Origin of the sequence: Flammeovirga sp. EKP202 (assembly GCF_014534745.1) — a bacterium.
Lineage (GTDB): Bacteria > Bacteroidota > Bacteroidia > Cytophagales > Flammeovirgaceae > Flammeovirga.
On the sequence record NZ_JACVVP010000044.1, the window covers coordinates 1 to 24,126 of the forward strand.

Annotated in this window: 18 protein-coding genes; 10 read left to right on the forward strand and 8 right to left on the reverse strand. The window is 33.8% G+C overall.

The window, feature by feature from the left end; genetic code table 11:
* The first annotated feature begins 174 nt into the window (after positions 1-174).
* The 4 genes from IC221_RS21765 (at position 175) to IC221_RS21780 (ending at position 3,626) form a co-directional block, all read left to right on the forward strand.
* Positions 175-735, forward strand: coding sequence for a Crp/Fnr family transcriptional regulator (locus tag IC221_RS21765; protein WP_188170978.1), 561 nt, complete (start codon positions 175-177; stop codon positions 733-735).
* Between the two features lie 421 nt (positions 736-1,156).
* Positions 1,157-1,939 carry an SDR family oxidoreductase gene (locus IC221_RS21770; RefSeq protein ID WP_188170979.1) on the forward strand — a complete coding sequence of 261 codons (783 nt, stop codon included), beginning with the start codon at positions 1,157-1,159 and terminating at the stop codon, positions 1,937-1,939.
* A gap of 52 nt (positions 1,940-1,991) precedes the next feature.
* A complete protein-coding gene (locus IC221_RS21775) occupies positions 1,992-3,371 on the forward strand; it encodes an aldehyde dehydrogenase (protein ID WP_188170980.1) in 1,380 nt (459 codons plus the stop codon).
* A gap of 9 nt (positions 3,372-3,380) precedes the next feature.
* Complete coding sequence (locus tag IC221_RS21780; protein WP_188170981.1) at positions 3,381-3,626, forward strand: DUF2798 domain-containing protein; 246 nt, start codon at positions 3,381-3,383, stop codon at positions 3,624-3,626.
* Positions 3,627-3,886: 260 nt separating this feature from the next.
* Here IC221_RS21780 and nfsB read toward each other — a convergent pair whose 3' ends face one another.
* Positions 3,887-4,540: an oxygen-insensitive NAD(P)H nitroreductase gene (gene nfsB, locus IC221_RS21785; protein ID WP_188170982.1), complete on the reverse strand. Its 654-nt coding sequence runs from the start codon at positions 4,538-4,540 to the stop codon at positions 3,887-3,889.
* Positions 4,541-4,852: 312 nt separating this feature from the next.
* Here nfsB and IC221_RS21790 point away from each other — a divergent pair, with 312 nt between their 5' ends.
* On the forward strand, positions 4,853-5,875 hold the full coding sequence (locus tag IC221_RS21790; RefSeq protein ID WP_188170983.1) for a hypothetical protein: 1,023 nt from the start codon (positions 4,853-4,855) through the stop codon (positions 5,873-5,875).
* 648 nt (positions 5,876-6,523) lie between these two features.
* Here the strand turns inward: IC221_RS21790 and IC221_RS21795 are convergent.
* Genes IC221_RS21795 through IC221_RS21815 form a run of 5 tightly spaced genes read right to left on the reverse strand, consistent with a single transcriptional unit; the run spans position 6,524 to position 14,892 of the window.
* Positions 6,524-7,267 carry a hypothetical protein gene (locus IC221_RS21795; RefSeq protein WP_188170984.1) on the reverse strand — a complete coding sequence of 248 codons (744 nt, stop codon included), beginning with the start codon at positions 7,265-7,267 and terminating at the stop codon, positions 6,524-6,526.
* A 24-nt stretch (positions 7,268-7,291) separates the two neighbouring features.
* Positions 7,292-7,768 (reverse strand): hypothetical protein, encoded by a 477-nt coding sequence (locus IC221_RS21800; RefSeq protein WP_188170985.1) that lies wholly within the window; start codon positions 7,766-7,768, stop codon positions 7,292-7,294.
* Positions 7,769-7,772: 4 nt separating this feature from the next.
* The gene (locus IC221_RS21805) at positions 7,773-9,125 is read right to left on the reverse strand and encodes a RagB/SusD family nutrient uptake outer membrane protein (protein ID WP_188170986.1); all 1,353 of its coding nucleotides are present in this window, start codon (positions 9,123-9,125) and stop codon (positions 7,773-7,775) included.
* Positions 9,126-9,136: 11 nt separating this feature from the next.
* The gene (locus tag IC221_RS21810) at positions 9,137-12,142 is read right to left on the reverse strand and encodes a SusC/RagA family TonB-linked outer membrane protein (protein WP_188170987.1); all 3,006 of its coding nucleotides are present in this window, start codon (positions 12,140-12,142) and stop codon (positions 9,137-9,139) included.
* Between the two features lie 8 nt (positions 12,143-12,150).
* A complete protein-coding gene (locus IC221_RS21815; protein ID WP_188170988.1) occupies positions 12,151-14,892 on the reverse strand; it encodes a pitrilysin family protein in 2,742 nt (913 codons plus the stop codon).
* 676 nt (positions 14,893-15,568) lie between these two features.
* On the opposite strand from IC221_RS21815, the gene IC221_RS21820 reads away from it, so the two are divergent.
* The 5 genes from IC221_RS21820 to IC221_RS21840 all read left to right on the forward strand — a co-directional run bounded on the left by IC221_RS21820 (position 15,569) and on the right by IC221_RS21840 (position 20,221).
* A complete protein-coding gene (locus IC221_RS21820) occupies positions 15,569-16,087 on the forward strand; it encodes a hypothetical protein (RefSeq protein ID WP_188170989.1) in 519 nt (172 codons plus the stop codon).
* Positions 16,088-16,207: 120 nt separating this feature from the next.
* Positions 16,208-16,783, forward strand: a complete 576-nt coding sequence (locus IC221_RS21825; protein WP_188170990.1) for a Crp/Fnr family transcriptional regulator — start codon at positions 16,208-16,210, stop codon at positions 16,781-16,783.
* 68 nt (positions 16,784-16,851) lie between these two features.
* A complete protein-coding gene (locus IC221_RS21830) occupies positions 16,852-17,970 on the forward strand; it encodes an SMP-30/gluconolactonase/LRE family protein (RefSeq protein WP_188170991.1) in 1,119 nt (372 codons plus the stop codon).
* A 303-nt stretch (positions 17,971-18,273) separates the two neighbouring features.
* Positions 18,274-19,581: a tetratricopeptide repeat protein gene (locus tag IC221_RS21835; protein WP_188170992.1), complete on the forward strand. Its 1,308-nt coding sequence runs from the start codon at positions 18,274-18,276 to the stop codon at positions 19,579-19,581.
* 13 nt (positions 19,582-19,594) lie between these two features.
* Positions 19,595-20,221, forward strand: a complete 627-nt coding sequence (locus tag IC221_RS21840; RefSeq protein ID WP_188170993.1) for a hypothetical protein — start codon at positions 19,595-19,597, stop codon at positions 20,219-20,221.
* A 227-nt stretch (positions 20,222-20,448) separates the two neighbouring features.
* Here IC221_RS21840 and IC221_RS21845 read toward each other — a convergent pair whose 3' ends face one another.
* Positions 20,449-22,302, reverse strand: coding sequence for a transglutaminase domain-containing protein (locus IC221_RS21845; RefSeq protein ID WP_188170994.1), 1,854 nt, complete (start codon positions 22,300-22,302; stop codon positions 20,449-20,451).
* A gap of 414 nt (positions 22,303-22,716) precedes the next feature.
* Positions 22,717-24,126, reverse strand: coding sequence for a TolC family protein (locus IC221_RS21850; protein ID WP_188170995.1), 1,410 nt, complete (start codon positions 24,124-24,126; stop codon positions 22,717-22,719).

Here is a 24,126-nt window from a genome sequence, read left to right on the forward strand (position 1 = left end):
TCTTTTCATAGGAGAAAGATCGGCTTTCTGTCAAAGAAATGAAAATTCAAAATTTTAAAAGAGCGATAGCTCAGTTATTTCATCTAAAAATGGATGTTTTTTTGGTACACTATCAAAGATTAAATTATATTTCGATCTTTAAATATTCTGCTCAAATAAGGTACTTCCAAATAAATGTTCAGCTCAAAACCCTATCTAGACATCAATAAACTTGTCAAATGGAATCTTGAATTTGACTTAGGTCTCACCAATAAATCCGTAAAAAAAGGAGATGTTTTTTTGAAAGAAGGACAGCCTTGCAAACATCTGTATTATATTCTTAAAGGGTTTGTAAGGATATATTACCTTGATCTAGAAGGAAATCAAATCACACATTGGTTTTGTGCGGATGATGCTATTATCACTTCCCCATTTAGCTATGTCAAAGGAGAAAGAAACATCCTTTATTTTGAAGCAATGGAAGATACTGAACTTGTCTTAATTAGTGCTTCTCAATTAAATACCCTCATTCAACATGTTCCTGAACTTGGTGAAGGTATGAGACAAATGAATGCCGAATTTGCCATGATCTTGAGTCGAAGAATAATGAGTATTCACACCCAAACGGCAGAAGAACGCTACCTCAACCTAATGGAACAACACCCCCTACTTTTTCAAAAAGCTAAATTATCGCAGATTGCTTCCTTCCTTGGAATTACCCAACAAAGTTTAAGTAGAATTCGGAAAAACCTATAAGATAATTCCACCACTTAAACTGTAAGTTTATTTTCAAGATTATTGATTACATTTTAAACTAAGTTTTCGAATATTTATGGTATTTAGAAATCAGGAGATTTCTGATGATCTGAAGGACACGAATGACACTTACGTTTAACATTCGCGCCATTGAGTCTTCTATCATTTTAGTTTGGTAGTACTTCCTTTGACTTCTAAGCCTAGATTTTTTGCTTCGTTTTTCATCAATGGAAAAATGAAGTAGAAGATAGCTTGAAAGTAGGCCCTATAAAAGCTTATAGAAGGTAAATTGATTTTAAACAATCAACTCCTTTCAACTCTAAAAAAAATCATAGTCTTTTACTTTTTTACCATAGGTTAAATTTTTCCTTCTTCCGTTGGCCCACCTTTGTGATATCGTTAAACTCAATCACATATCACAATGAAAAAAGTAGCATTAATCACAGGAGCAGCAGGAGGAATCGGAAAAGAATTCGTTAAAATACACACCTCAAGAGGAGGTGATGTAGTGGCTGTAGATCTCAATACCGAAGGCCTTTTACAATTGAAAAAAGAATTGGGAGGAGGTGAAAATAATACTCGTATTTACACTATCGCTAAAAACCTTACCCACCCCGATGCAACACGTGAAATTTATGAAGAGGTAAAAGCACAAGGTATACAAGTTGAGTACCTTATCAATAATGCTGGATTTGGTGGTGTAGGTAAATTTCATGAAAGAGCATGGGAAAAAGACCTAGCCATGATTCAGGTTAATATCTTAGCCCTCACTTCACTCACTCGATTTTTCTTACCAGATTTTATAGAAAAAAACACAGGAAAAATACTTAATGTTTCCTCTACCGTTAGTCTTTTACCAGGACCAATGCAAGCCGTTTATTTTGCCAGTAAAGCTTTTGTGACTTCATTCACCAACTCTATTTCAGGGGAACTCATGGGAACTGGTGTCAGTGCTACCGCTCTTCTTCCTGGTGCAACACAAACCGGATTTGGAGCAAATTCGGGAATGGATAAAACAAGTATTTATAAAAAACCTGCCAGTGCAAGTGATGTTGCTAAAGATGGATATGAAGCCATGATCAAAGGAGAGTTAGAAGTAATCTCTGGTCTTCCTTGGTCACAAAAAATGCAATTATCAATTACACCTCTCCTTCCTAAAAAGATGGTTGTAGAAAGAGTAAGAAAACAACAAGAAATTAATTAATCGACATCCGTTTTAATCAATACATATTCCTCAATCTCAACTTATAAACACCATGGAAATCACAACATTTAAAGACGAAATCAAAGAATTAGTTGACAATCAAAGAAGTTATTTTAAAAGTAATGCGACTAGACCTGTAGAATTTAGAATAGCACAACTTTTAAAACTTAAAGAATTATTACTAGAGTATGAGGATGAGATGCATGAAGCCATATTCAAAGACTTTGGAAAATCTAAATATGAAAATCAGTTAACAGAATTTTTCCCTTTAATTGATGAAATCAACATTGCCGTTAAAAACCTAAAGAAATGGGTTAAACACCGTAAAGTATCCACTAATTTGATCAACTTCCCTGCAAAAAGTTATCTAGTACCTGAACCTCTTGGTGTTACATTAGTAATTGGAGCATGGAATTTCCCTTACAATTTATCACTTACACCACTTGTAGGTTCTATGGCCGCAGGTAATACAACTATCGTAAAACCAAGTGAACTTCCTGTTGAAACAAGTAAAATCATGGCGAAGATCATTAATGAAAATTTTGATCCCGCTTACATTTGTGTGGTTGAAGGAGATATTCCAGAAACTACCGCCATATTAGCACAACATTATGATAAGATTTTCTTTACAGGCAGTCCAAAGGTTGGTAAAATTGTACATAAAGCAGCGGCGGAACATCTCACCAACGTTACGTTGGAGCTAGGAGGTAAAAATCCTGTAATTTTTGCGAAAGATTGTGCGTTAAAAACAAGTGTAAAAAGAATGATCTGGGCGAAGTTTGTAAACTCCGGTCAACTCTGTATTACAGCTGATTATGCTTTAGTACATAAAGATATTAAGGATGAATTTTTAAAAATTGCAGTAGAGGAAATCAAAAAACATCACTTCTCTAAAGAAAGAGCCAATTACGTAAAAATCATCAATCACGCTAACTTAGAACGATTAGCCAAATTAATTGATCCTGACAAAGTCTACTATGGTGGAAAAGTAGACCGAGATATGCGTGTGGTGTATCCGACTATTATGACTGATGTTAATTTAGATGACCCTGTTATGCAAGACGAGATCTTTGGTCCTATTCTTCCCGTTATTGAATATGAAACACTGGAGGAAGCTTTTGATATCATTAAAACTTTTGAGAAACCATTGGCCGCTTATTTGTTCTCTGACAGTGCAGAAAATAAAGATCGCTTCCTGCATGAAATTCCATTTGGTGGCGGGTGTATCAACGATTGTGTAATGCAAAATACCAATCCTAATCTTCCATTTGGTGGAGTTGGCCAAAGTGGTATGGGAAGCTACCATGGTAAATATAGTTTTGAGTGCTTTTCTCACTTCAAAGCTGTACTCGATAAGCCTACTGCCATAGAAACAAACTTGAAATATTATGGCTACTCTGAAAAGAAAATGAAGGTATTTAAAATGCTTTAAACCTTGGATATGCAAACTTTAAAACAAGAAAATCCATTGGGTAAAATCAGAAAGAAAGTGGCATTTGCTTTTCTGATGGGGTTCATCACTACCTTCATTATTTCTCTGACGATTGTTTCCTATAACATCGGTTTTAATGACTTATTTTTCAAAGTTTGGATACGGTCTTGGGTGATGGGCTATATCATTGTCATCCCTACTATTTTATTTATAGCTCCACCAGTTCAAAAAGTAATTGACCGCTTATTCGATTAAAAAATCAACCCATCAATAATAGTGTTTTATCAATAGCTGAAGTCGTCAATGACTTCAGCTATTTTATTTTCAAAATTCTTACGCTAAACCTACGGTTATAGGGTTTAGAGTCCATGGGCACGAATGTTTAGCGTAAAATGCAGTGCTATAGGGTCGTTGCATTGCAATGTCCTCGCGAACCACAATACACTACCATTTATCCTGCATAAAAGTAATCGCATTAATTAACGAAAACTTAGTTTATATCGTCACAGTATTCTTTATAACAACGTAAAAATCTCATCTTGAGAAAGCCTTGATTTTGGAAGTGCCGCATTGAAGTCATTGTCCGCTCTGTAACCCAAAGCCACACAAACTAATGAAGTAAAACCTTTCTCTCTTAAACCAAACTCCTCATCTAATGCCTTCATATCAATTCCTTCCATAGGAACGGCATCAATACCTAAAAGAGGAGCTCCAAGTAGCAGATTACCAATATTGATATACACTTGTTTATCCATCCAATGTTGTAGGTCCTTCATGTCGTATTTATGAATATCCGCAAAAAGATTCCTTCCTCCATGCATTTGCTCCTTGAACTCTGGAGCACCATACCTACCATCTTTATCTTCTTTATCCAACAAGTGCATCATGAAATCTTCATTCGCGGTAGTTCTTGTACAGAATAAAACCACATGCGATGCGTTCAATACTTTTGCTTCATTAAAAATGAAAAAACCTTGAGTTCCTTTTGCTATTCGTTTTTTGCCTTCTTCAGAACTAGCAATAATAAAATGCCAAGGTTGAATGTTTGTACTTGAGGGGCACATTTGTAACAGATTTTTGATTTGTTCAAAATCCTCATCAGAAATCTTTTTGTCAGGGTTAAACTCCTTTGTTGAGTATCGCCAATTCATTACCTCCTTTAAATTCATGAGTTGTTGTTTAAGGGTTAAAAATTAAAACGTTTCGAATATAAAATTTCAATATTCAACTCATAACAAAACAGAGAGTTTTCATGATACATCTTTTAAAAAGAAAAATTATTATTCTTTGAATGCCAATTAAGTAAACAGATCTCACTACATAAGGTATAAAATAATTTTATGCATTGATGGTCACTCCTTACGACTTCATTCCTCTTAATATTGTATATTTACAGACAAACAAAAGTTGATGCAGTAGGCTCTATTTTAACAACTTATTGTTTGAAACTCTTGTCTAAACCACATCCAAAAATAAACGAAATGAACAAAACGCTACAACTCCATCAAAACTTCTTCAATTTTGCAATTCCAGCTTCATTACTGGGAGTATTAATCCTATTGATGAAATCCCCGTTTTTCGTAGATAACAGCACTTTAAATCTCGCAATAACATTAGACCTTCTTCTTACTGTACCTTTTGTCTATTTTTTATTGATTCGAAAATCAACAATACCAAAAACAACAGTGGTTCCGATTATGGTTCTAGGAGCATTTATTGGATCATATTATCTTCCTAAAGAGGATCAAGTGTATATAGAATTATTCAAAAATTGGGTCTTACCTATCATTGAACTTTCTATTATGGCTTTGGTTTTCATTAAAGTGCGAAAAGCTACTAAAACCTATCAAAAACTAAAAAATACATCCCCTGATTTTTATGATACATTAAAAACGGTCTGTTCGGAAATTTTACCTCAAAAACTCGTCCTTCCTTTTTCTACTGAAATAGCAGTGATGTATTATGGATTTATACATTGGAAAAAAAGAACACTCCATCAAAACGAATTTTCTTATCACAAAAAGAGTGGGTCAGCGGCCCTTCTTGGTGCTTTAATTATGATGATAGCTGTAGAAACAATTGCATTTCATCTTTTACTCTCCCAATGGAGCACTACTGCTGCATGGGTACTAACCGTATTAAGCATCTATACTGGTATTCAATTCTTTGGATTTGCAAAATCATTATCACAGAGGCCAATAGCCATTAATGAGAAAGCTTTAGTTCTACGATATGGAATGATCAATGAAGCTCAAATTCCATTCTCAGATATTGAAACGGTAATCCTTTCGAAAAAAGCACTTCCAAAAGATAAAATGACAAAAAGGTTATCCCTTTTAGGAGAACTTGAAAGCCATAATGTGATCCTCCAATTAAAAAACGTGAATACATTAATGGGCCTTTATGGTATAAAGAAAAAATTTACCACTATAGCATTTCATATTGACAACCCTGCCGAATTCAAGGAAAAAATAGATCATTCATCGTTGAAAGAACCAATATAATTATTGGAAGAACAATTCAACTTCAGTCATTTTTCAGTATAATTCGTCTAAGTTAACGATCAACCGATAGTTCTTTAAGCTTTCTGTTGGACAAGTACTAAGACAAAATTATATACCACTAATTCTGTTTATTATTTTGCGATTATTTCCTTCAAAAAACGCTAAATAGAACCACTATTCATACGTTTTTTAGCGTTGTACTCCCAAAAAATAAATAAGAATTAGTTATTATTTATTTTTGACTTAGTACTTAGAATTAATTTTCCATCTTCTTCATTTTTACCTTAATACAAAAACGAAGTAAAATCAAAGCTTTGAAGGAAGATTAGTATTATCAATGATGCGTATTGAAAAAAATAAAAAAACACCTTTTAGCAAAAGGTGTTTTTCTTTACAAAATTTATTATATCTAATGGACAAAGATTTACTACATGTACATTATCTTATGATGATCTATTAAGGATACATCGTAAGAATTTCCAGTATCAAAAAATCAGCGACTTATTACTGCTAATCTCAAACTTTTTTATAGGAAATGTCAATTTCTGAAAAATTGGTGACTGTCATTTCATAATTAATTTCCTTGCTTTTTAACTCAATAGTATCTTTTTGAAAAGAATATTGAAGTCAAAAATTTAAGCCCTATAATTATTCTGCTTTTTCAAAAACATAATAAGAAGTACCTGTTCCATAAGTTTGGTCAGTATCTTCCACAATTAATTGACTTTCTTGGTTAAAGAAAATTCTATCATCGTTACCCTCAACCACTTTAGTGTAGTTTAATAACATGTTTTCGTACGCTAACTCTGAAACATCATACTGTTTCACATTCAATGTTACTTTACCTGTTTCAGTGTCTGTTGCATCACCTGGTTTAGCATCATCAGTTGTAAAAGAACCTGCTAAAACACCTTTTGCTTCTGCCATTAATTCTTCTTGAGTGAACACTAAGATGCCCCATGCCGCAAAATCAGGGTTTAATGTATTTTGATAGTTTAATACCAAATTATAAAGGTCATCACCTTCAGCAGGAATACTTACTGAAACGGCATACTGATCACCTTCTTTAGCAAATGACATTGTCATGTCAAAAGGTTTAACAGCTGACGCTCTAAGAATTTTTGTGTTAGCGAATGCATTTGAGCCCGCTTGATCTCCATCCTTCGCTTCTAACATCTCTGCTGAAGGTACAAATTCTACTAATTTCCAATTGCCCTCTACCACTGCTTGGAAAATTGAATCGGAAGTTACTGCTAATGCTTTTCTTGTTTGTTCTTGGAGTTCCTCGGCAGTTAGAGGCGGTGTTACTTCATCCTCACTACTTGAGCATGAAAATACAGTTAGAGCTAAAAAGCCAGCTACTAAAATCGATAATAAATTACGTTTCTTCATTGTGTCAGATAAGTTTTAATTGAATTAATATTTAAATAAATATGTCTTCAGACGTGGCCGTCTGTCCTCATTATTTTTCTTTGTTCCCATCATTCCAGGAATCACATTGGGTTGGTCGCAGCTTTCTATGTAAATCACAAGTTCAGTACCTGTAATTTTACTTTTATCTATTGCCTTAGCGGTCACTTTATAGTAACCATAACTTGATCCGGCGGGTATTTTCACATCTGTCTGTATATCATAATCCTCACCGAGAGTTCCTGCACTAGTAGCATCTACTTTCAACAATACAGACAACGGTTTATCTATAGGTGAACTAATTGAGATACTATCAGTGTATTCTAATCTTATTTCTTTGGTTGCATCATTTGATAAGGTCAAAATCGATTGATCGCTACTCAAACTCACAAAAGGATTACCTGTATAAAAATTGTCTTGAGAAACGATTTCATTACAAGCACATAAGAATAGAGTCAATAAGCTGAGATATAGGTATTTCATTTTATTACTTGATGTAAGGGTTGGAGTTTGTTTCTTCTATAGGTATATCAATAGTATATTTAGCATCACCTGGAGCCAATTGATTTCCATTTGGTCTTGTAACTGTAATACCCAACGCTTTGGAAAGCCTCTTTAGATCATAAAAACGAACACCTTCCTGGAAGAATTCTTTTCGTCTTTCTACTAAAATTTGATTTAGAGAAAGTGTTGTTAACGGTGAAGCACCTCTTGCTACTTTCAACTTATTGATAACTTCTAAAGCTCTATCTGAATTATCTTCTCTAACAGCTTCTGCATAAATCAAGTATTGCTCAGCAATTCTGAAGTACTTATAATTAAGCATTCTAGTTTCATCAGAGTTATTCTCATCTGCCAGATACAAATACTTTAGTGGTCTTCTCGTGGAATTGCTAATATATTGCTCCCCTTTTCTTACATCTGAATCTTCAAATTCATTGTAAAAATCAATCGTTAAAGCCACATTATTTGTTTCATATTGATTGTGATAATCCAATAACGATCCTTGGTCTGTATCTGAAAGGTTATGCGTCATGAAGATCACCTCTTGGTTCTTTGATCCATATTGATCTCCCCAAAGCATCCAATAATCATCAGAGCTTAGTAATTCTATATCAATAAAATAGCTTGAGTAAGCTCTTGCAGTTTCCAAGTCACCTTTATACAAAGCTATTCTTGCTTTTAAGGCCCTTACAGCATCCAAACCAAAAACATAATGAGCGTCTGATGTTGATGGTGTAAAATCTTTGAGTTTATCTTCTGCATCAGTAAGGTCTTGCTCAATCTGAGTAAATACTTCAGTTATTGTAGATTGTGGTAAATACTCCCTATCCAATTTTAATTTCAGTGGAATGGCTAATTCATTACCATTTGATCCATCAAAATGTGGTGCGTAGATTTCTAAAAGATTAAAGAAAAACCAAGCACGCATTGCTTCTGCTTGAGCAAATATTACATCTTTTTGCTCTTGTTCTTTAGCGTTTTTAACCGGAACGACATCATAGTTATCAATGATAATATTGGTCATTGCAATCAAATTATACTGCTGTACCCACATGTGTGGTTGAGGTCTAGCCTGATAGTCCCACAGATAGATAAAATAATTCGTTTGATTATATCCTCTAATCACATTCGTAAAATCATCCGTGGCATAATCCGTTGATGATATATTATTGATAGGTGATGTTAAATCGTGGTATACTTTGTTTAATGCTTGCTGATAATAGGTCACATCATCAAATGCCCTTTGAGATGACACCACATCGTCAGGATGAATATCAATCAAAGAACAAGAGCATATACTCATCGATAAAAATATAATTAGTATTAAATTTTTCATGAAAATATTGTTTAGAAAGTAACATCAACTCCTAGTGTGTAGGACTGTAATAACGGTTGTCCAATACCTGTTACCTCTGGATCAATGCCTTGATAGTTGGTGAAAGTATATAAATTATTAGCCTGGGCTGTAATCATAAAGTTTTCCACATGCTTAAAATGGAGATACTGTTGAAGGTTGTATCTAATTGTAACGTTCTTTACTCTGACATAACTTGCATCTTCCAAGAATAAAGAGTTTGCAGTGTTACCACCAAAAGAATTCGGTTTCGGATAAATTTTCACATCTCCTTCTTCTAGCCAGACTTGATCATAGAAACCAGCAAAAGGTACTTCTCCAAGCTTCACATTTTGGATCATTGTACTTTTGAGGTTATTGTAATTCACACCATTAAATGCAAATGTCAACAACATTGACAACTCTAAATTTTTGTAATTAAAGGTATTGGTAAAACCGCCAGTATATGGGTGATCGTATGTACCAAAACCAATCATTTGAGGAGCATTTCCAGCATTTACTAATTCACCTGAACGTGTATAATAAATGGATTGTCCGTTCACTGGATTAACACCTGCCCAATGCCTCACAAAAGCAGAATTGATGGGTTCTCCTACTTTAAAATAACCTTCACTTCCTACTCTGATTTCATCTTGACCATATAAATCTGTGATCTTATTCATATTGTAGGCCAAGTTTAATCTCGAAGTCCAACGGAAATGGTTTGTTCTCACTGGTACACCACTCAATGATATTTCAATACCTCTATTTTCCAATGAGCCAATATTTTGAAGCAAACTTGTATAACCATTACTTGCAGGAATACTGATATTTGATAATAAATCATCGGTGTTTTTGATATACACTTCTACAGTACCATATAACCTATTATCAAGCATTCCGAAATCCAAAGCTGCAGTCCATTGTTTGGTTTTCTCAAATTTTAAGTCAGGATTATAAAACTCTACAAGATTAATAATTCTATTTCCCCTGTAAGTATTGCTGTTTGTGAAGTCATAAAATGGTAATCCTAATGTTTGGCGAATACCTCCTGAATTGTAATTCAATCCATAAGAAAGTCTCCATTTCAATTGATCTATCTTCTTTAATGAAGACATAAAACGTTCAGCCCTCATATCCCAAGCTATACCTGCACCGTATGCCGCCACAAATTGTTCTCCTGCGGGCAGTACAGATGAGCCATCATACCTTACTGAACCTGTAAAATCATATTTAGATTTGAAACTGTAGGAGAATCGACCATAAAAACCTAAAAGCGCATCAGTGTACTTTGAATTGTTTATGGTGGCATGAGGGTTTGCTCCTATGCTAGGGTCTACTTTTGGGGATATACCTACCGAATTATACCCAAAACCCCAATTATTATTATTCACATATTCTGTTCCTGCAACGATTGATACAAAATGATTGTTGATGGACTGAATAAATTCTGTATTAAAATTCAATCGGTTTGTCAACATCTTTGACTCCCCTTTCGTAACGCCACCACTAATTTGTTGGACGGTAACTCCTTCCGTGTTCGGTAATTTTACACTCGTATTTTCAGCTTCCGAATAGGCTACTCCATACTCCAATCGAGCGGTAAGACCTTTAAAGAACTTGTAAGCAATTTTAGGGTTGACGTTTACTCTCCAAGTTGTATTTTCTCTGTACGTATTATAAAGTTCATCAAAAGGGTTTTCAAAATTCACACCTCCATCATTCGTATTTCGTGATACAAATGTTGTATCACTTGGCGTTTCATAAGGTTGCAATGTATAGATTAACCTTGCTGGGCTTGTCTGTGATTTTGAGCGTTGACTCCTAGCCACTGAGGCATCAAATCCTATTGACAAACGGTTATTAATATTATGATCCAAACTAAAACGAGTCGCAAAACGTTTTGCCCACGAATTTTTGTAGCTACCATCTTCATCATAATAGTTAGCAGAAACAAAAAATCGAGTATCATGGACACCTCCAGAAATACTTACCTGCAAATCCTTTACTTGTCCTACTTGAGAAAGTTCTTTATACCAATCTGTATTGGTTCCTTCTAATTCAGCATACTTTTGAGCCTTATAGTCAAGTACAGGTTGGAGGTCTCCTGGTTTTGGTGAATAGATATAACCGAGACCATTTGTGATTGATAATTCTCTTTCCAATGCCAACTTCTCGTGCGATTTCATTAAAGAAATTCCACCTAAATCTCCAACAGGTCTAATCGTATGCTGATAACGAACATTGTAAGTTGTTCCTCCTACAATACCTCTTTTCGTCTTAATTTCAATAACACCATTTGCACCACGCACCCCGTATTCAACAGTTGCCAAACCATCTTTTAAGACTTTAATCTCAACAATATCATCAGGGTTAATTGTTGCAAATACCGCAGATGAAATCGGGGTTCCATTTAAAATATACAAAGGTTCGTTGGCCGAATTAAAAGTCGTCAAAGCCTCATCTGTCGATCTTATTCCTAAGGAATTATTACCTCTAATTCTTATTTGTGAAGCTTCTCCTGGTTCTCCACTAGCTTGCACTGCTAAGCCTGCCACTTGCCCTTGAAGCAACTGATCAAAGGAACCTGCTGGCGTACCTGTAGAAAATACTTTAGTATTGATTTTACTGACTGAACCTGTAATAGAACGAGGGTCTCTTTGATTCTCCCCAAATACTGTCACCATTTCCAAGTTTTCAGTAGCGGGCCTTAGTTGTATATCTAAAATCGTCTTATTCCCTACTTCTACGATTTGCTCAGCATATCCAACATAACTAAATACAAGATTTGTCAAACGGGTTAAACCTCCAAACGCATAATGACCATCATAATCCGTCACCACACCTGAAGTTGTTTCCTCGATCATAATCGTCACACCGATCAAAGGGTCACCAGTTTCAGCATCTGTTACTACCCCTTTTACAGTCAATTGTTGCTGTGCTAGAGCAAAATTAGCCATAAAAGTCAACCCTACAGCCATTAATAACCTGTAGATTTTTTGTTTGTTTGTTATTTCCATACACTCTATTAATTCTGAGGACTAAGCATAAAAGTCAACACCTCACTATCTTTTAAATATTTTTTAGCAATTGATTGAAGTTTCTTGGCTGTTATTTTGTCTACATCCTTACTGTAATTCTCAAACTGTTCTCTCCCTTCTCCTCTTTGATTATAGTTTGATAATAGTTTAAACCAATAGCCATTATTTTCTAAAGATTTACTGCGATGATTGAGTAATGACTTTTTAACTTTATCAATATCCTCTTCTTTGATTTCATCTTTTAAATCGTTGATTACAGAGAGAGCCACACTTCTTAGTTCCACTGCTTGATCTGGTGAAGTCGTAAATAATATATTAAACTGATAATAGCTGTACGGAAGATTATCCACATAGACCGATGCAAAAGGAGCGTAAGCACCTCCCATCTCTTCTCGTATTACTTTCGTCAATCGGATAGTTGCAATGTCACTCAATAATTGAATACCAATACGATCCTCCTGTGCTGTAGGATACTTACCTGTAAAACGTAATATCACTTTTGTCTTATCTGCTGTATTCTTCTTTACATCCACAATCTTTCCATGAGGAGGGCGGATACCATGATCTTTATATTTTTTGACGATTGGTCCTGAAGGTAAACTTCCTAAATATTGATCTAACAATGGTTTCAAATGATCTACCTCAAAAGAACCGACCATGATAAAGACCATTCCATTGGCTGAGTTAAATCTTGATTTATAAAAATCATAAGCTTTGTCCAGATCAAGTTCATCCAATTGATTTGTGGTCAATAAAGTGGCAGTTCTCGGACTATTCTCCATCATTACTTTATTGATTTCATCCGTAAAATAAGTCTCAGGATCATTCATACTGTTCTTATTAAACTCTTTCTTATTTTCAATAAAACGGTCAAACTGATCCCTGTCTTTCCTTGGAGCAGTAAACATGAGATAGTTCAACTGTAGAAGAGTCTCCACATCTCCAACATTAGAAAAACCACTCACACCTTCCGTGTAACGATGAATAAAAGAACTTAAGGCCACGCGTTTATCCCCTACAACTTTTTCTAATTGTTGTTGATTAAAATCTCCTAAACCACCCAACTCTACTAAAGTGTTAGCCATAGTTGCGTTGTTAAAATCTTCATCAGACGCTAGTGAATAACCACCATTTCTTCTACCTGTAAATCTAATTTCGTCTTTCTTGTAGGTTGTAGGTTTTAAGATTACTTTAACTCCATTTTCATAATAAAGTGTAGTGGTACCTAACACATTATCTTTTTCTTCTTTCTTTACATTTCCTTTTTGAGGTAAAGTTGTCAGTAAAGGAGCATCTATTTCTTCGCTTTCATAAGGTGTTATTTCATCATAATTAATATGATTAATCGCCTTTAGAACGTCTTGTTCTGTTGGAATTTTTTCAGAAGATGGTGCCGTTACAAAAACCACTCTATTCTTTTCTCTATCATTGATATATTCATCGGCCAATCGTTGAATATCATCAAGCGTGATTTGGTTGATTACATCAAGCAAAAACTTATTTTTAAACTCAGTGGAAGTATATTCTTCACCATAAATCACATGGTTCATCAGCATATTAATATACTGAGCTGAAGTCAAAGTACTTTGTTCTAAAATACTGGTTTTCACATCTTTTTCGAAGATGCTTTTCTTTCTTTCAAACTCTTCACTTGAAAAACCATATTTTTTAATTCTATATAGCTCTTTCTGTAATGCTTCAACACCCTCGATTACACTTCCAGACTTTACAGAAGCAGTGGAAATATACCTTCCTTTATCTCCTGAACCACCTTGAGCAAAAGATTGAGCGTACATAAACGCAGCTCCTTTTTGCTTGGATACCTCAGAAAGTCGTTCATTGACTAAGTAAGTGTAAATGATGTTAGCAACACTCCTTTTGAGGTCCTCAACCGTTTTTTCTTTGTGCTTTGGTATCTTGGTAATGATTTTTACTGAAGTAGAAGTGATTTCTTCATCTTGTATATTTTTAATCAGTGTTTGATCATGATTTGCAATGTTATAGTTCACTCTTTCTCTCTCATTTATTGGATTAGTTATACCTGAAAATGAAGCCTTCACTCTCTTTTCTATATCCTCTTCATCAATATCTCCAATAACAAGTAGTGTTGCTAAATCAGGACGATACCAATCTCTATAGAAACGGCGTAAAGCTTCCTCATTATCTTGTTTCATGACCACTTCATCCATTAAACCAATTGGCAATCGGTCTTTATATCTAGAATTATAGTATAATAAGGGATACATATTTTTTTTCAGACGATCAGATAAACCGGTTGTGGTTCTCCATTCCTCATGAATAATTCCTCTTTCAGCATCGATATCCTCTTTGTCTAATGTTAATCCACCAAGGATATCTGAGAAAAAAAGGAACGCATTGTCCAATGTTTCTTTTTCATTATTAGGTATTGGAAGCATATACACCGTCTCATCGTAGCCAGTGTAAGCATTGATATCTCCTCCAAACTCTACCCCGATACTTTGAAAATATTCAATTAGAGCATTCTTTGGAAAGTGCTTACTTCCATTAAAAGCCATATGCTCCAAGAAATGAGCAAAGCCTCTTTGATCTTCATCTTCAAGTATTGATCCCACATTTAGAATCAATCGAAATTGCACTTCTTTTGAAGGGGTTGTATTTTTTTGGATGTAATACGTGAATCCATTATCTAACTGCTTTTTCTTTACAGAAGGGTTTAATGGAATAATCTGGGCGTTAACAAATTGCATTGTTAACATTGTTATAACAATAATAGACTGAATTAATTTCATCAGGAAGATTGATAGTAGGTTTAGATAAAAATTAAGTTTTTCTTGATAAAAGAACTGAGAATACGTCAGCAAGGTGGATGCTAAAACCTTAAATATCAATTATATAATATTATATACTAATTGTTATCATTTGTAAAACTTACGATTATAACACTTTACAATCATTACCTAACAACCTACTTATCAGTTACATTACAAAAAAACAACTCTTATCTATTCCATTAACACATTTATGTTAATAACTCTTTCGAAGGAAATAACCATTAACTCTCTTTAACTTATAATTTATACTTTGTTATAGGTAGGTAGTTTATCAACTTAGAATTTATAGTTTCGATCGTAGACTTCTTTCTTCTATAAATTACTTTGCATATTCACTACAACGGTTTAAAAAATTAAACTGAAACTTTTAGTCAAAACGATATTCTATAATAACGGTATTTTTCAGCCACCCTTCCTTTCAAACCTTTTTGTATAAATCCCTGACTTGGAAAACCACTTTATAAATACGGGTTACATATTCACGCTGTTTGCAAGTGAACTTGCACTCTTTTGAGTATTGAACTATATTGAGGATCATTTAAATCATTCATCTTATAACATTTTATAGTTATCTCCAGCAAACTATTTTTAAATGAAACTTAAAGAAAAAATAAGTATTGACCTTGAAGAGTTCCTCACAACAGGAAAGTTTGACTTTATCAAACTAGGAAAAACGAAAGAATGGATATTAAATAATTTTGCTGATCCTGATGGATATGAAGAACATCCAAAAATTATTAAAGATGATGTTTGGACATATGGCAATATTGAGTTTCATTTCTATAACAATAAATTGTTTTTGATTTTTTCAGACAATCTAGATATACTCAAAGGTGGAAAATCCTTGACGCTTAAAAAATGGATTCTCGAAAGCCCAGAGAAGCTGACATTAAATGATATGATTTCAGCATTAAACAATAAACATATTGACTTTCATAAGAAAACGAATAAAATGGAACAATTGACTGTTCAACTTATCTTAGAAAGTGGTGTTAATCTAGGGTTCGCTTTGGAACAACATTTAAATGAAGACTATGAAGATTTTTTAGAAAGGTGTCAAAAAACGAATCAAGACAAATACATTCTGTGTTCTTTTAGTCTAAATAACTAAGACAATGAATATTGTTATCTTGTGTCCATAAAAACATCCTATTGGTTGGAAAATATCCTCCAAACATAGTGGAAAAAACACCTTTCCTTATAGAATTAACTTCTATCTTAAATTAAAAAAATGGAAGAACTCAAAAAACAACTTTTCCAACTTATTCAAATTACCTCTGCTGAATGGGATGTACTCAAAGAGAAACTTATTAAACAGGAGTACAAAGCAAAAAAGATCATTACAACGGAAGGTAAAGTAGAAAACTCAGTCTATTTTATTGAGGAAGGATTGATACGTTCCTATTATCTTCAAGATGGAAAAGAAATCAATACCTATTTTGCCTGCGATGGTCAGTTTATCTCCAGTTATTCGAGTTTTATTGCCCAATCACCATCCCTTGAGTCTCTTGAAGCTATTGAAAAAAGTAGAGTCTATGCTATCTCATTTGAGACAATGACGGAGTTATATCAGAAAGCCGCAAAGTTTGAAAAGCTTGGACGCTTGATGGCTGAAAAGAATTATTTATGCGTGATTGATAGAACACGAAAAATGCAAACACTTACTGCAAAAGAAAAATACTTAGACTTTTTAGAAACTTATGATGAAAAAATCATTCAGAGAGTTCCCCAACATCAAATTGCCAGTTATTTAGGAATTGCCCCTGAATCTTTAAGTAGAGTAAGAAAGCAGCTTCTCATTTCTTAACATTTATCAATGCACACCATTATTCCTCATAATAGCTTTGTAAAGTGAATGATCAACCAACAAAAATTATGATGAAAAAAGTAATGCAACTCCCTCTTTTTCTATGGTTTATTTTAGTGAGCACAAACCTTTTCTTACAGTCTTGTGCTTTAAAACCTCTAGCCTGGACACCTCCTGAAAAACCGGAACTAACAAGCAATACTGCTGAAAATGAACTGCTAAAATCCACCGAATGGATTGGACTCAATAATTGGTATGGACCTGAAGATATTGCGGTAGATAAAGAAGGCAATTTATACTGTGGTGCACACAAAACTGCTACTGACTTTTCTGATGGAAGAGTATTGAAAATTGATACAACTGGGCAAGTATCCGTATTCTGCAATACACAAGAATGGGTAGCAGGGTTACACTTTGATAGTGATCAAAACCTCATTGCATGTGTTCCCAATAAAGGTCTTGTAAGCATCAATCCTAAAGGTGAGATGACTATCCTTGCCAGTGAAGATCAATCTGGACAAAAATTCTTAATCCCCAATGATGTAGATATTGCAACAGATGGAATGATTTACTTCTCTAACACTTCTTCTAAAGTTCCTTTTTCTCGACTTAATGCACGTAAAATAATATTTGAGGTGAAACCTGATGGAGGCCTCTACCGATACAATCCTAACACCAAAAAGGTGGAGTCATTGATCAACGGCACCTATTTTGGTAATGGTGTCGCCGTCTCTTCTAATGACGAGTTTGTATTGATGGTAGAACTGACAAAATACAGAATTTTACGTTATTGGCTAAAAGGTGATAAAAAGGGTAAAACTGATATCTTTATCGATAACTTACCAGGAATTCCTAATGGTATTTCTAGAAGAGCAAATGGTAGTTTTTGGCTCGGATTCTCGACTAAAAGAAATGATTTACTGGATAAAATACAACCTAAAACAGGAATGAAGAAGTTCATATTTGGGGTTCCACTTTGGCTTCAGCCAAAACAAGAAGCATTCGGAATGATCATGCATCTCAGTGCAAAAGGAGAAATCTTAAAAACATATTATGATACCTCCGGTAAAGTTGTCTCTGAGGCAAGCTCCATAAAAGAGCATAATGGTTTTTTATATATAGGAGGAGATTTAACGGATCATATTGGCAAATATAAATTAGACAATCAACTCATTTTAGAACAATAATAACACAGTAAGGGTGGAATTGAATTCGCCCTTACTACATTACAAACCGGATTATCATCAACCTTCAATCCATAATTCTACTAGATTTTATAGCCTTTACTTTCAAGCTTCTGTACTTTTGTATTAACACAAAAACGAAGCAAAATACTAGAAAATAATGTAACTTGATGCTTTTATAAATTGAAGTCCATTTTTTGAAACTTAAAGCAGTATTTCTGTAGAATACTCAAGATTTCGAGTATCAATAAATCGAATAAGATTTATACTTTTTAATAATACTGCAGACTAAAAAAGCAAACAGATATGAAATATCAACTACTACTTATCAGCTTCTTGGTGATATCGACAAACATCTTTGCCAATTCTGAAAAAAAATTTTGGAAACTCTTCAAAAGTTCAAAATTAGACAAAGCAAGCGTTGTAGCAGAAAAGATTGGCAAATCGAATATTGATTATCTTTATTTATCTGCCATCTGTAATCACCTCAATTATGATTATTCTTTATTTTATCAGAAGTCTGATTATTTCCATCATATGAAAAATGGAAATTATGAAACTCTTGAAAAGCTATTAAAAGATAATTATGCTGAAAATGATTATACATTGAACAATCTACTGGGAATTATAAAAAATTCAATCTCAAGTATCAATCTTCAATCAGCACAGAGCTACTTTGAGAAATCAATTGCGTTGGAAAGTAATAACCCCATTGCTCACAATTACCTCTCAATGATTTATATTCAAAATGGAGACATTGAAAAAGGAATTGCAGCTGCTCAAACGGCCATCAAACAAAACAGTAACTATCCAGAACCTTATAATAATCTTGCATTCGCTTATTATCAAAAAGGAGAAAATAAAATGGCCATCGATCAGCTTATTGAGTGTATGAAAATGTGTCCTAAAAATACCAATAGTACTTATATGAGTTTTATTCAACTTTCTTGTGAAGAGGTGGTCCTGCTGGTCAATAATATCATGGGTGGAGTTCCAGGTTTTACAAATGATGCAGATCGAGAATATTTGCTTCAAGCATTAAAAGGAAAAAATAGTGCTCTATTGGGGCTTGCTCAACAATTTTATGATTACAATAGTTACAATGAAGCTGAAATATTTTTAAGGCAAGTAAAAGCAGATCAATCCAATCAGAATCAACTGTATTCTCTAAAAAGCATGAATGCGATTGCTACTGGAGATACCATAAATCATGTGACCAACGTAGATAAATTAGTAGAGCTAAAAGCGTTTGAAGAGGTTTTGAACATCGGTAACGCTTTCTATCAAAACCAAGAAATGACTTTAGCATTATCCTCTTATCAAAAAGCAGCTACAATAGCCAAATCAAAGGAATCAAAAGTAAGGGTATTGTCTAATTTAGGCACTGCTAATTTGCAATTGGGTAATTATGGTGAATCAATCAAAATTTTTGAAAAGGTGCTTAAAATAAACGCTAAGGATGATATCACACTCACAAACCTTGGCATTACTTACGCACTCAATGACGACAACGAAACTGCGAAAAAGTATTTACTAAAGGCTAAGGAACATTGCAGTTCAGCAAACCAAATGAGTGCTATTGAACAATGGCTACAAAAGGTTGAGGTTCAATAAAAACTCATCTTCAATGCATCAAAATTACCACTATAAATACTTAGTATTGGCATACCTGTTGGTCGTTTCCATTCAAACCTTCATTGTGAATGTTTTCGATCATTATAGTATTACTCTATTAATGACCTTGGGGATAATTCTTCTGATTGCTCTCAGTGGGTATATTTTTTTCTTTCGGCTTGAAAAACTATACGTTGAGGAAAATGAGATCATTCGACAAAACCTTATTTTAAATAAAAGTAAGAGAATCCCATTTGATAACATCAGATTTTATTCTAAACAGAAACGGAAATTAAAAGATGGAAAAGAAATAACTGAATTTATATTATACCTCAATCACTGCATCCTGACGATAGATAAATATGTTCCTAATTGTGGTGATGTGATTCGCTTCTTAAAAAGTAAAAAAAGAAGTTTTAGTTTATATTCAAGATTGCATATTGAACTTGATGAGGGACTAAAGACTTTGGGATATATCACTTTTACACTTTCTTTTATTGCTCTTTTAGGACTCTTTCATGGAGAACAAACGGAAACATTTTTTACCACTTTGGCGTTTTTGAACTTGATTAGTATTGCCACATTACTGTTAGGCCCTCAACCTTTTCAAAAAGATTTATTAGAGAATTATGAAAAGTAATTTTGGGAAACATGAGATTCACTAATGTTAATATTAAAGATGAATACCATTATAAAAAGAAAATTTAACTACTATCAGAAGTACTTAGCAGTAACTATTCACTTCAACTTAAAGTAACATCAAGCTTTATGAGAATTAGTATCATTTCACTTCCATAAGAGGTGAATCAATAACGTAATTCACCTCTTATGGAAGCTCTATTGTTTGGGAAGGAAATCACCCTTTTTTTAATTATAAGATACTTCTTTCTTAAAGCTTTTAATATTGCTTAAATCGTCATAAACTGACTGGGTAATTGCATCACAAAACTTCTTCTCTTTTGTTTCTCGCTTTGCAATAGAGGCTATTTTTTCCTTTTTAAAAACTGATTTTATCTTTATAATATCCTTTATGATCTTTTTTTGACGTAGCAATTCTTCGTTCTCATCTTGCATTGCCTCATTCGTCCAAACTGCAACTTTGTATTCTTCACGTTTGGCTAATGTCTGATCATAAAATACTTCTCTTAGTCGATCATTGACCTTGTCGTATTCCTTTTTATAAGCAACTTCAGCATTCGACATAATATAAAGACCTCTATAAAGGTTGAGTTTGGTATTGATCTGTTTTTTAAGTTCAGAGATATTTCTTGACAACTCAATATTATTTTTAGTCAACTCATTATTGATTGACTTAAGAGATTTCACAAGTACATCAATACTGTTATCCACTCTTGTGATTTGATGCGATTGGTGGCCTAAAACCTGTAATGTCACATCTACTTGTAATAATAATTTGAACTGCTGAAGGTAGCTTGTTTGAGAGTAGTTCAATGATTTCTTCACTAAAATTTGCTCTCTCTTTTTGTCATTTAAAATTTGATTGATGGATTTCAAATTGGCAATTTCAAGTTCAATCTCTTGAATTGTGGAGTCTGCTTCTGCAATTTGTTCTTTCGTCACTTTAAAATAAAGAGAATCATAGGAAACCTTTCTTCTTGGTTTTTTCAGTGAATTATAATGCTTTTTTGATACCTTTTCCTCAAAGTGCTTAATGTTATTATTCATGCTTTTCAGATGCATTTCCTTTTTCACAATGTTTGTTTTATCTAAAGAAAAGCGATCTAAATATTTTGCTCTTTTCGCAATAGGCACACCAATATTATGCTTGATCCATAGTCCCAATGCTTCTTTTTCAATTTTTGAATACAAAGAAACGTTACTACTGTAAGACAACGCCGATGAAGCTGCCTCATGATAGTAAATTTGCTTTTTTTGGAAGAATAAATCTTTTTCTTTTTGTGTTGCTTTAGGATCAAAGATTAAGTTTTTTCCTTTCTCTAAACTCGACACTGCCAATTGACGATGGTTTTTGGAATTATCAGCAAAGGCATTTTTTGAGCTTTCATAAAGGTAATCTGAACAATGCAACGATATATAACGATCCAATGTCTCATTCCTTAATTTTGAATTGGTTACCCTTGAAAAGTCATTTTGGATAAACTCCTTTGAAGTAATTGTCGTTTCCAGTAACTGCCAATTAGGATCTGCTGGAAAGTGGGTTTTGATCAAATCTTGAGGCAATGGACAGAAATAAGTTTCAGCTTCTTTTCCATTTTTCACTTCATAGTTCACGGAATTACCGTCAATATCGAACGTTAACTTCTTCAGCCTGCCGTAATTACTTCCCCACAAGCAATCTACTTGATACCAATTTCTATCAATCAAGACTGCGTTCCAATAGTGATTGGGTTGATACAGTACTTTGATGATCGGCTTATTTTCGGTGAAGGTATAACCTACAATTTGTTTACTCACTAGACCCGACCGATGACATAAAGAATCGAATAGGTTAGAGAATTCTTGTGCAGTACCCCTTTTTCGTTTGAGGATCTGCTGTATTGTGTAACTTTTAATTTTATACCTTTCTTCAAGGATAAAATTTCCCGTGATCCAATCGTAAATATTCTTGGCCTTTTTGTAATCAGATGGCTCGTTGGAAGTTAAATATCGACTTAATTGTGATAGGGATTGCTCAGCATATTTTGGCACAAAAATCTTAGTTTCAGTTTGATTTTGTGAGTATACTGAAGCACAGCTCAATGTTAAAATTGTTAGGAGCAATAAAAATGTATAGAAAGATCGAGAATACATCATAGAAGTTAATAATAGACATCTCATTGTTTGCACTTACAACGAGGTACCTTTTTGTTAATTAATAAAATAGATCAAAAAATTAATAACTATAGATTAATAGAGAGTACAACTTAAACCTGAGGTCAATGAAAAACACTCCTTACAGGAAGTAATGCAAATAGCAGATTCGTCTGATTTTTACATAAAATTCAGATCAAAACTGTTAAAATATCTTTCATCAAAGTCAGGGTAATATTCATTTCATTTACTTAACGGTAAATATGGTAAAAAATTTTATTTATCGTTAACTTTTACAAAAAAAAGGATTGAAAAAACTTCAATCCTTTTTGTTTTATTGCTAATAACAAGGCATATCAACTCCTAAAGTGTTGGCGACAAGCCTGTTGTCCAATTTAATTCTGCCACTGACTTTGCATATTCAGCCTTCATTTTAAAAAGCTTTGTTTGAGCTTCCAACAACTTCCCTTCACGAACATTCATATAAAAAACTGAACTTTCGCCGGCATCAAATTTTTCCGTTTCACCCTGCAATAAAATCTCATAATTCTGAGACATTTCACTTTGCATATCTGTAAGTTCAACGTAATTCTGAACTGCCAAGAAGGCTTTTTTAATGTTGTTTTCTACCTTTCTCTTTGTCATAATCAGTTTAAGATCATTGTCTTGGATCTTTAACTTTGTCATTTGTAATTTGGCTCTTTCTTTTCTCAAAAAGATAGGCATTGAGAAAGACGCACCAAATTTATAATTTTCATCCAAGCCATATTCCCATCCACCAATTGGTGTTGTACCAAGGTAGTTGTATTTCAAGTTTAACTCAGGCTTTACAGCCTCTTTTGCTAATCTTTGATCCACACTTAAGATGGTTCCCTTCGTTTGTACCTTAACGATATCAGGATGCTTCATAGAGGCCTCACTCAATAACGTTTCAAGAGTAGGTAATACCTCCACTCCTAATTCTTCTGGTAAGATATTATCCAAAAGTTCTAATGGCTTCCCTTCCTCATTCCATAAATGATTAGAAAGAACAAGCTTGGCCTTTTGTAATTCAAGTTTCGATAATTTCAAATTGATTTCTCTATCCTGAATTGTGATTAAAGCTTCCGTACCATCAATATTTGCTAAATCACCCTGACGGACTCTTTCATCAACCGCTTCTTTTCTGAAGATGGCTAAATCATATCCCTCTTCGGCTAAACGGTACTGATGATAAGCAAAATACCAAGTCCAATAGTCTTTGGCGACCTGTAAGATTAATTTGTTGATTTGCTTGATCTGATCTGCCTCTGTCATTTGTTGCATCGCATAACCTTTTCTTAGCATGGCTCTACGTTCATCCATGAGCAAACCTTTTAATACTGGAAGTTCAAGACCGATGTACATTAGTCCTTTACCACTGTTTGTATCATTTTCAGGGTTAAGATTAATACCATCGTTTCTTTCATACCCTACGTTGATCGAAGCGGCCCAAACTGGAATCTTTGCATAAGTATTCCATTTGGTATAATAATCCTTGGTCTTAAATACCTTTTGATCATACTTCGAATACAACTTTGGATCTGAATATCCTTTACCCAATCGCACCTGCATTTGTCCCTGTTCAGAGAGTAAAGCAATTTGTTGTGCTACTGGATGATATACCATTACAATCTCATATAAATCATCCAAAGAAAGAATACTTTCTGTTGAATCATTTTCTGTAATGTCTTGTGTATATCCCACATTCCAGAAACTGAGACTCAATAGTAGTGCTATCACAGCTACTCTCAT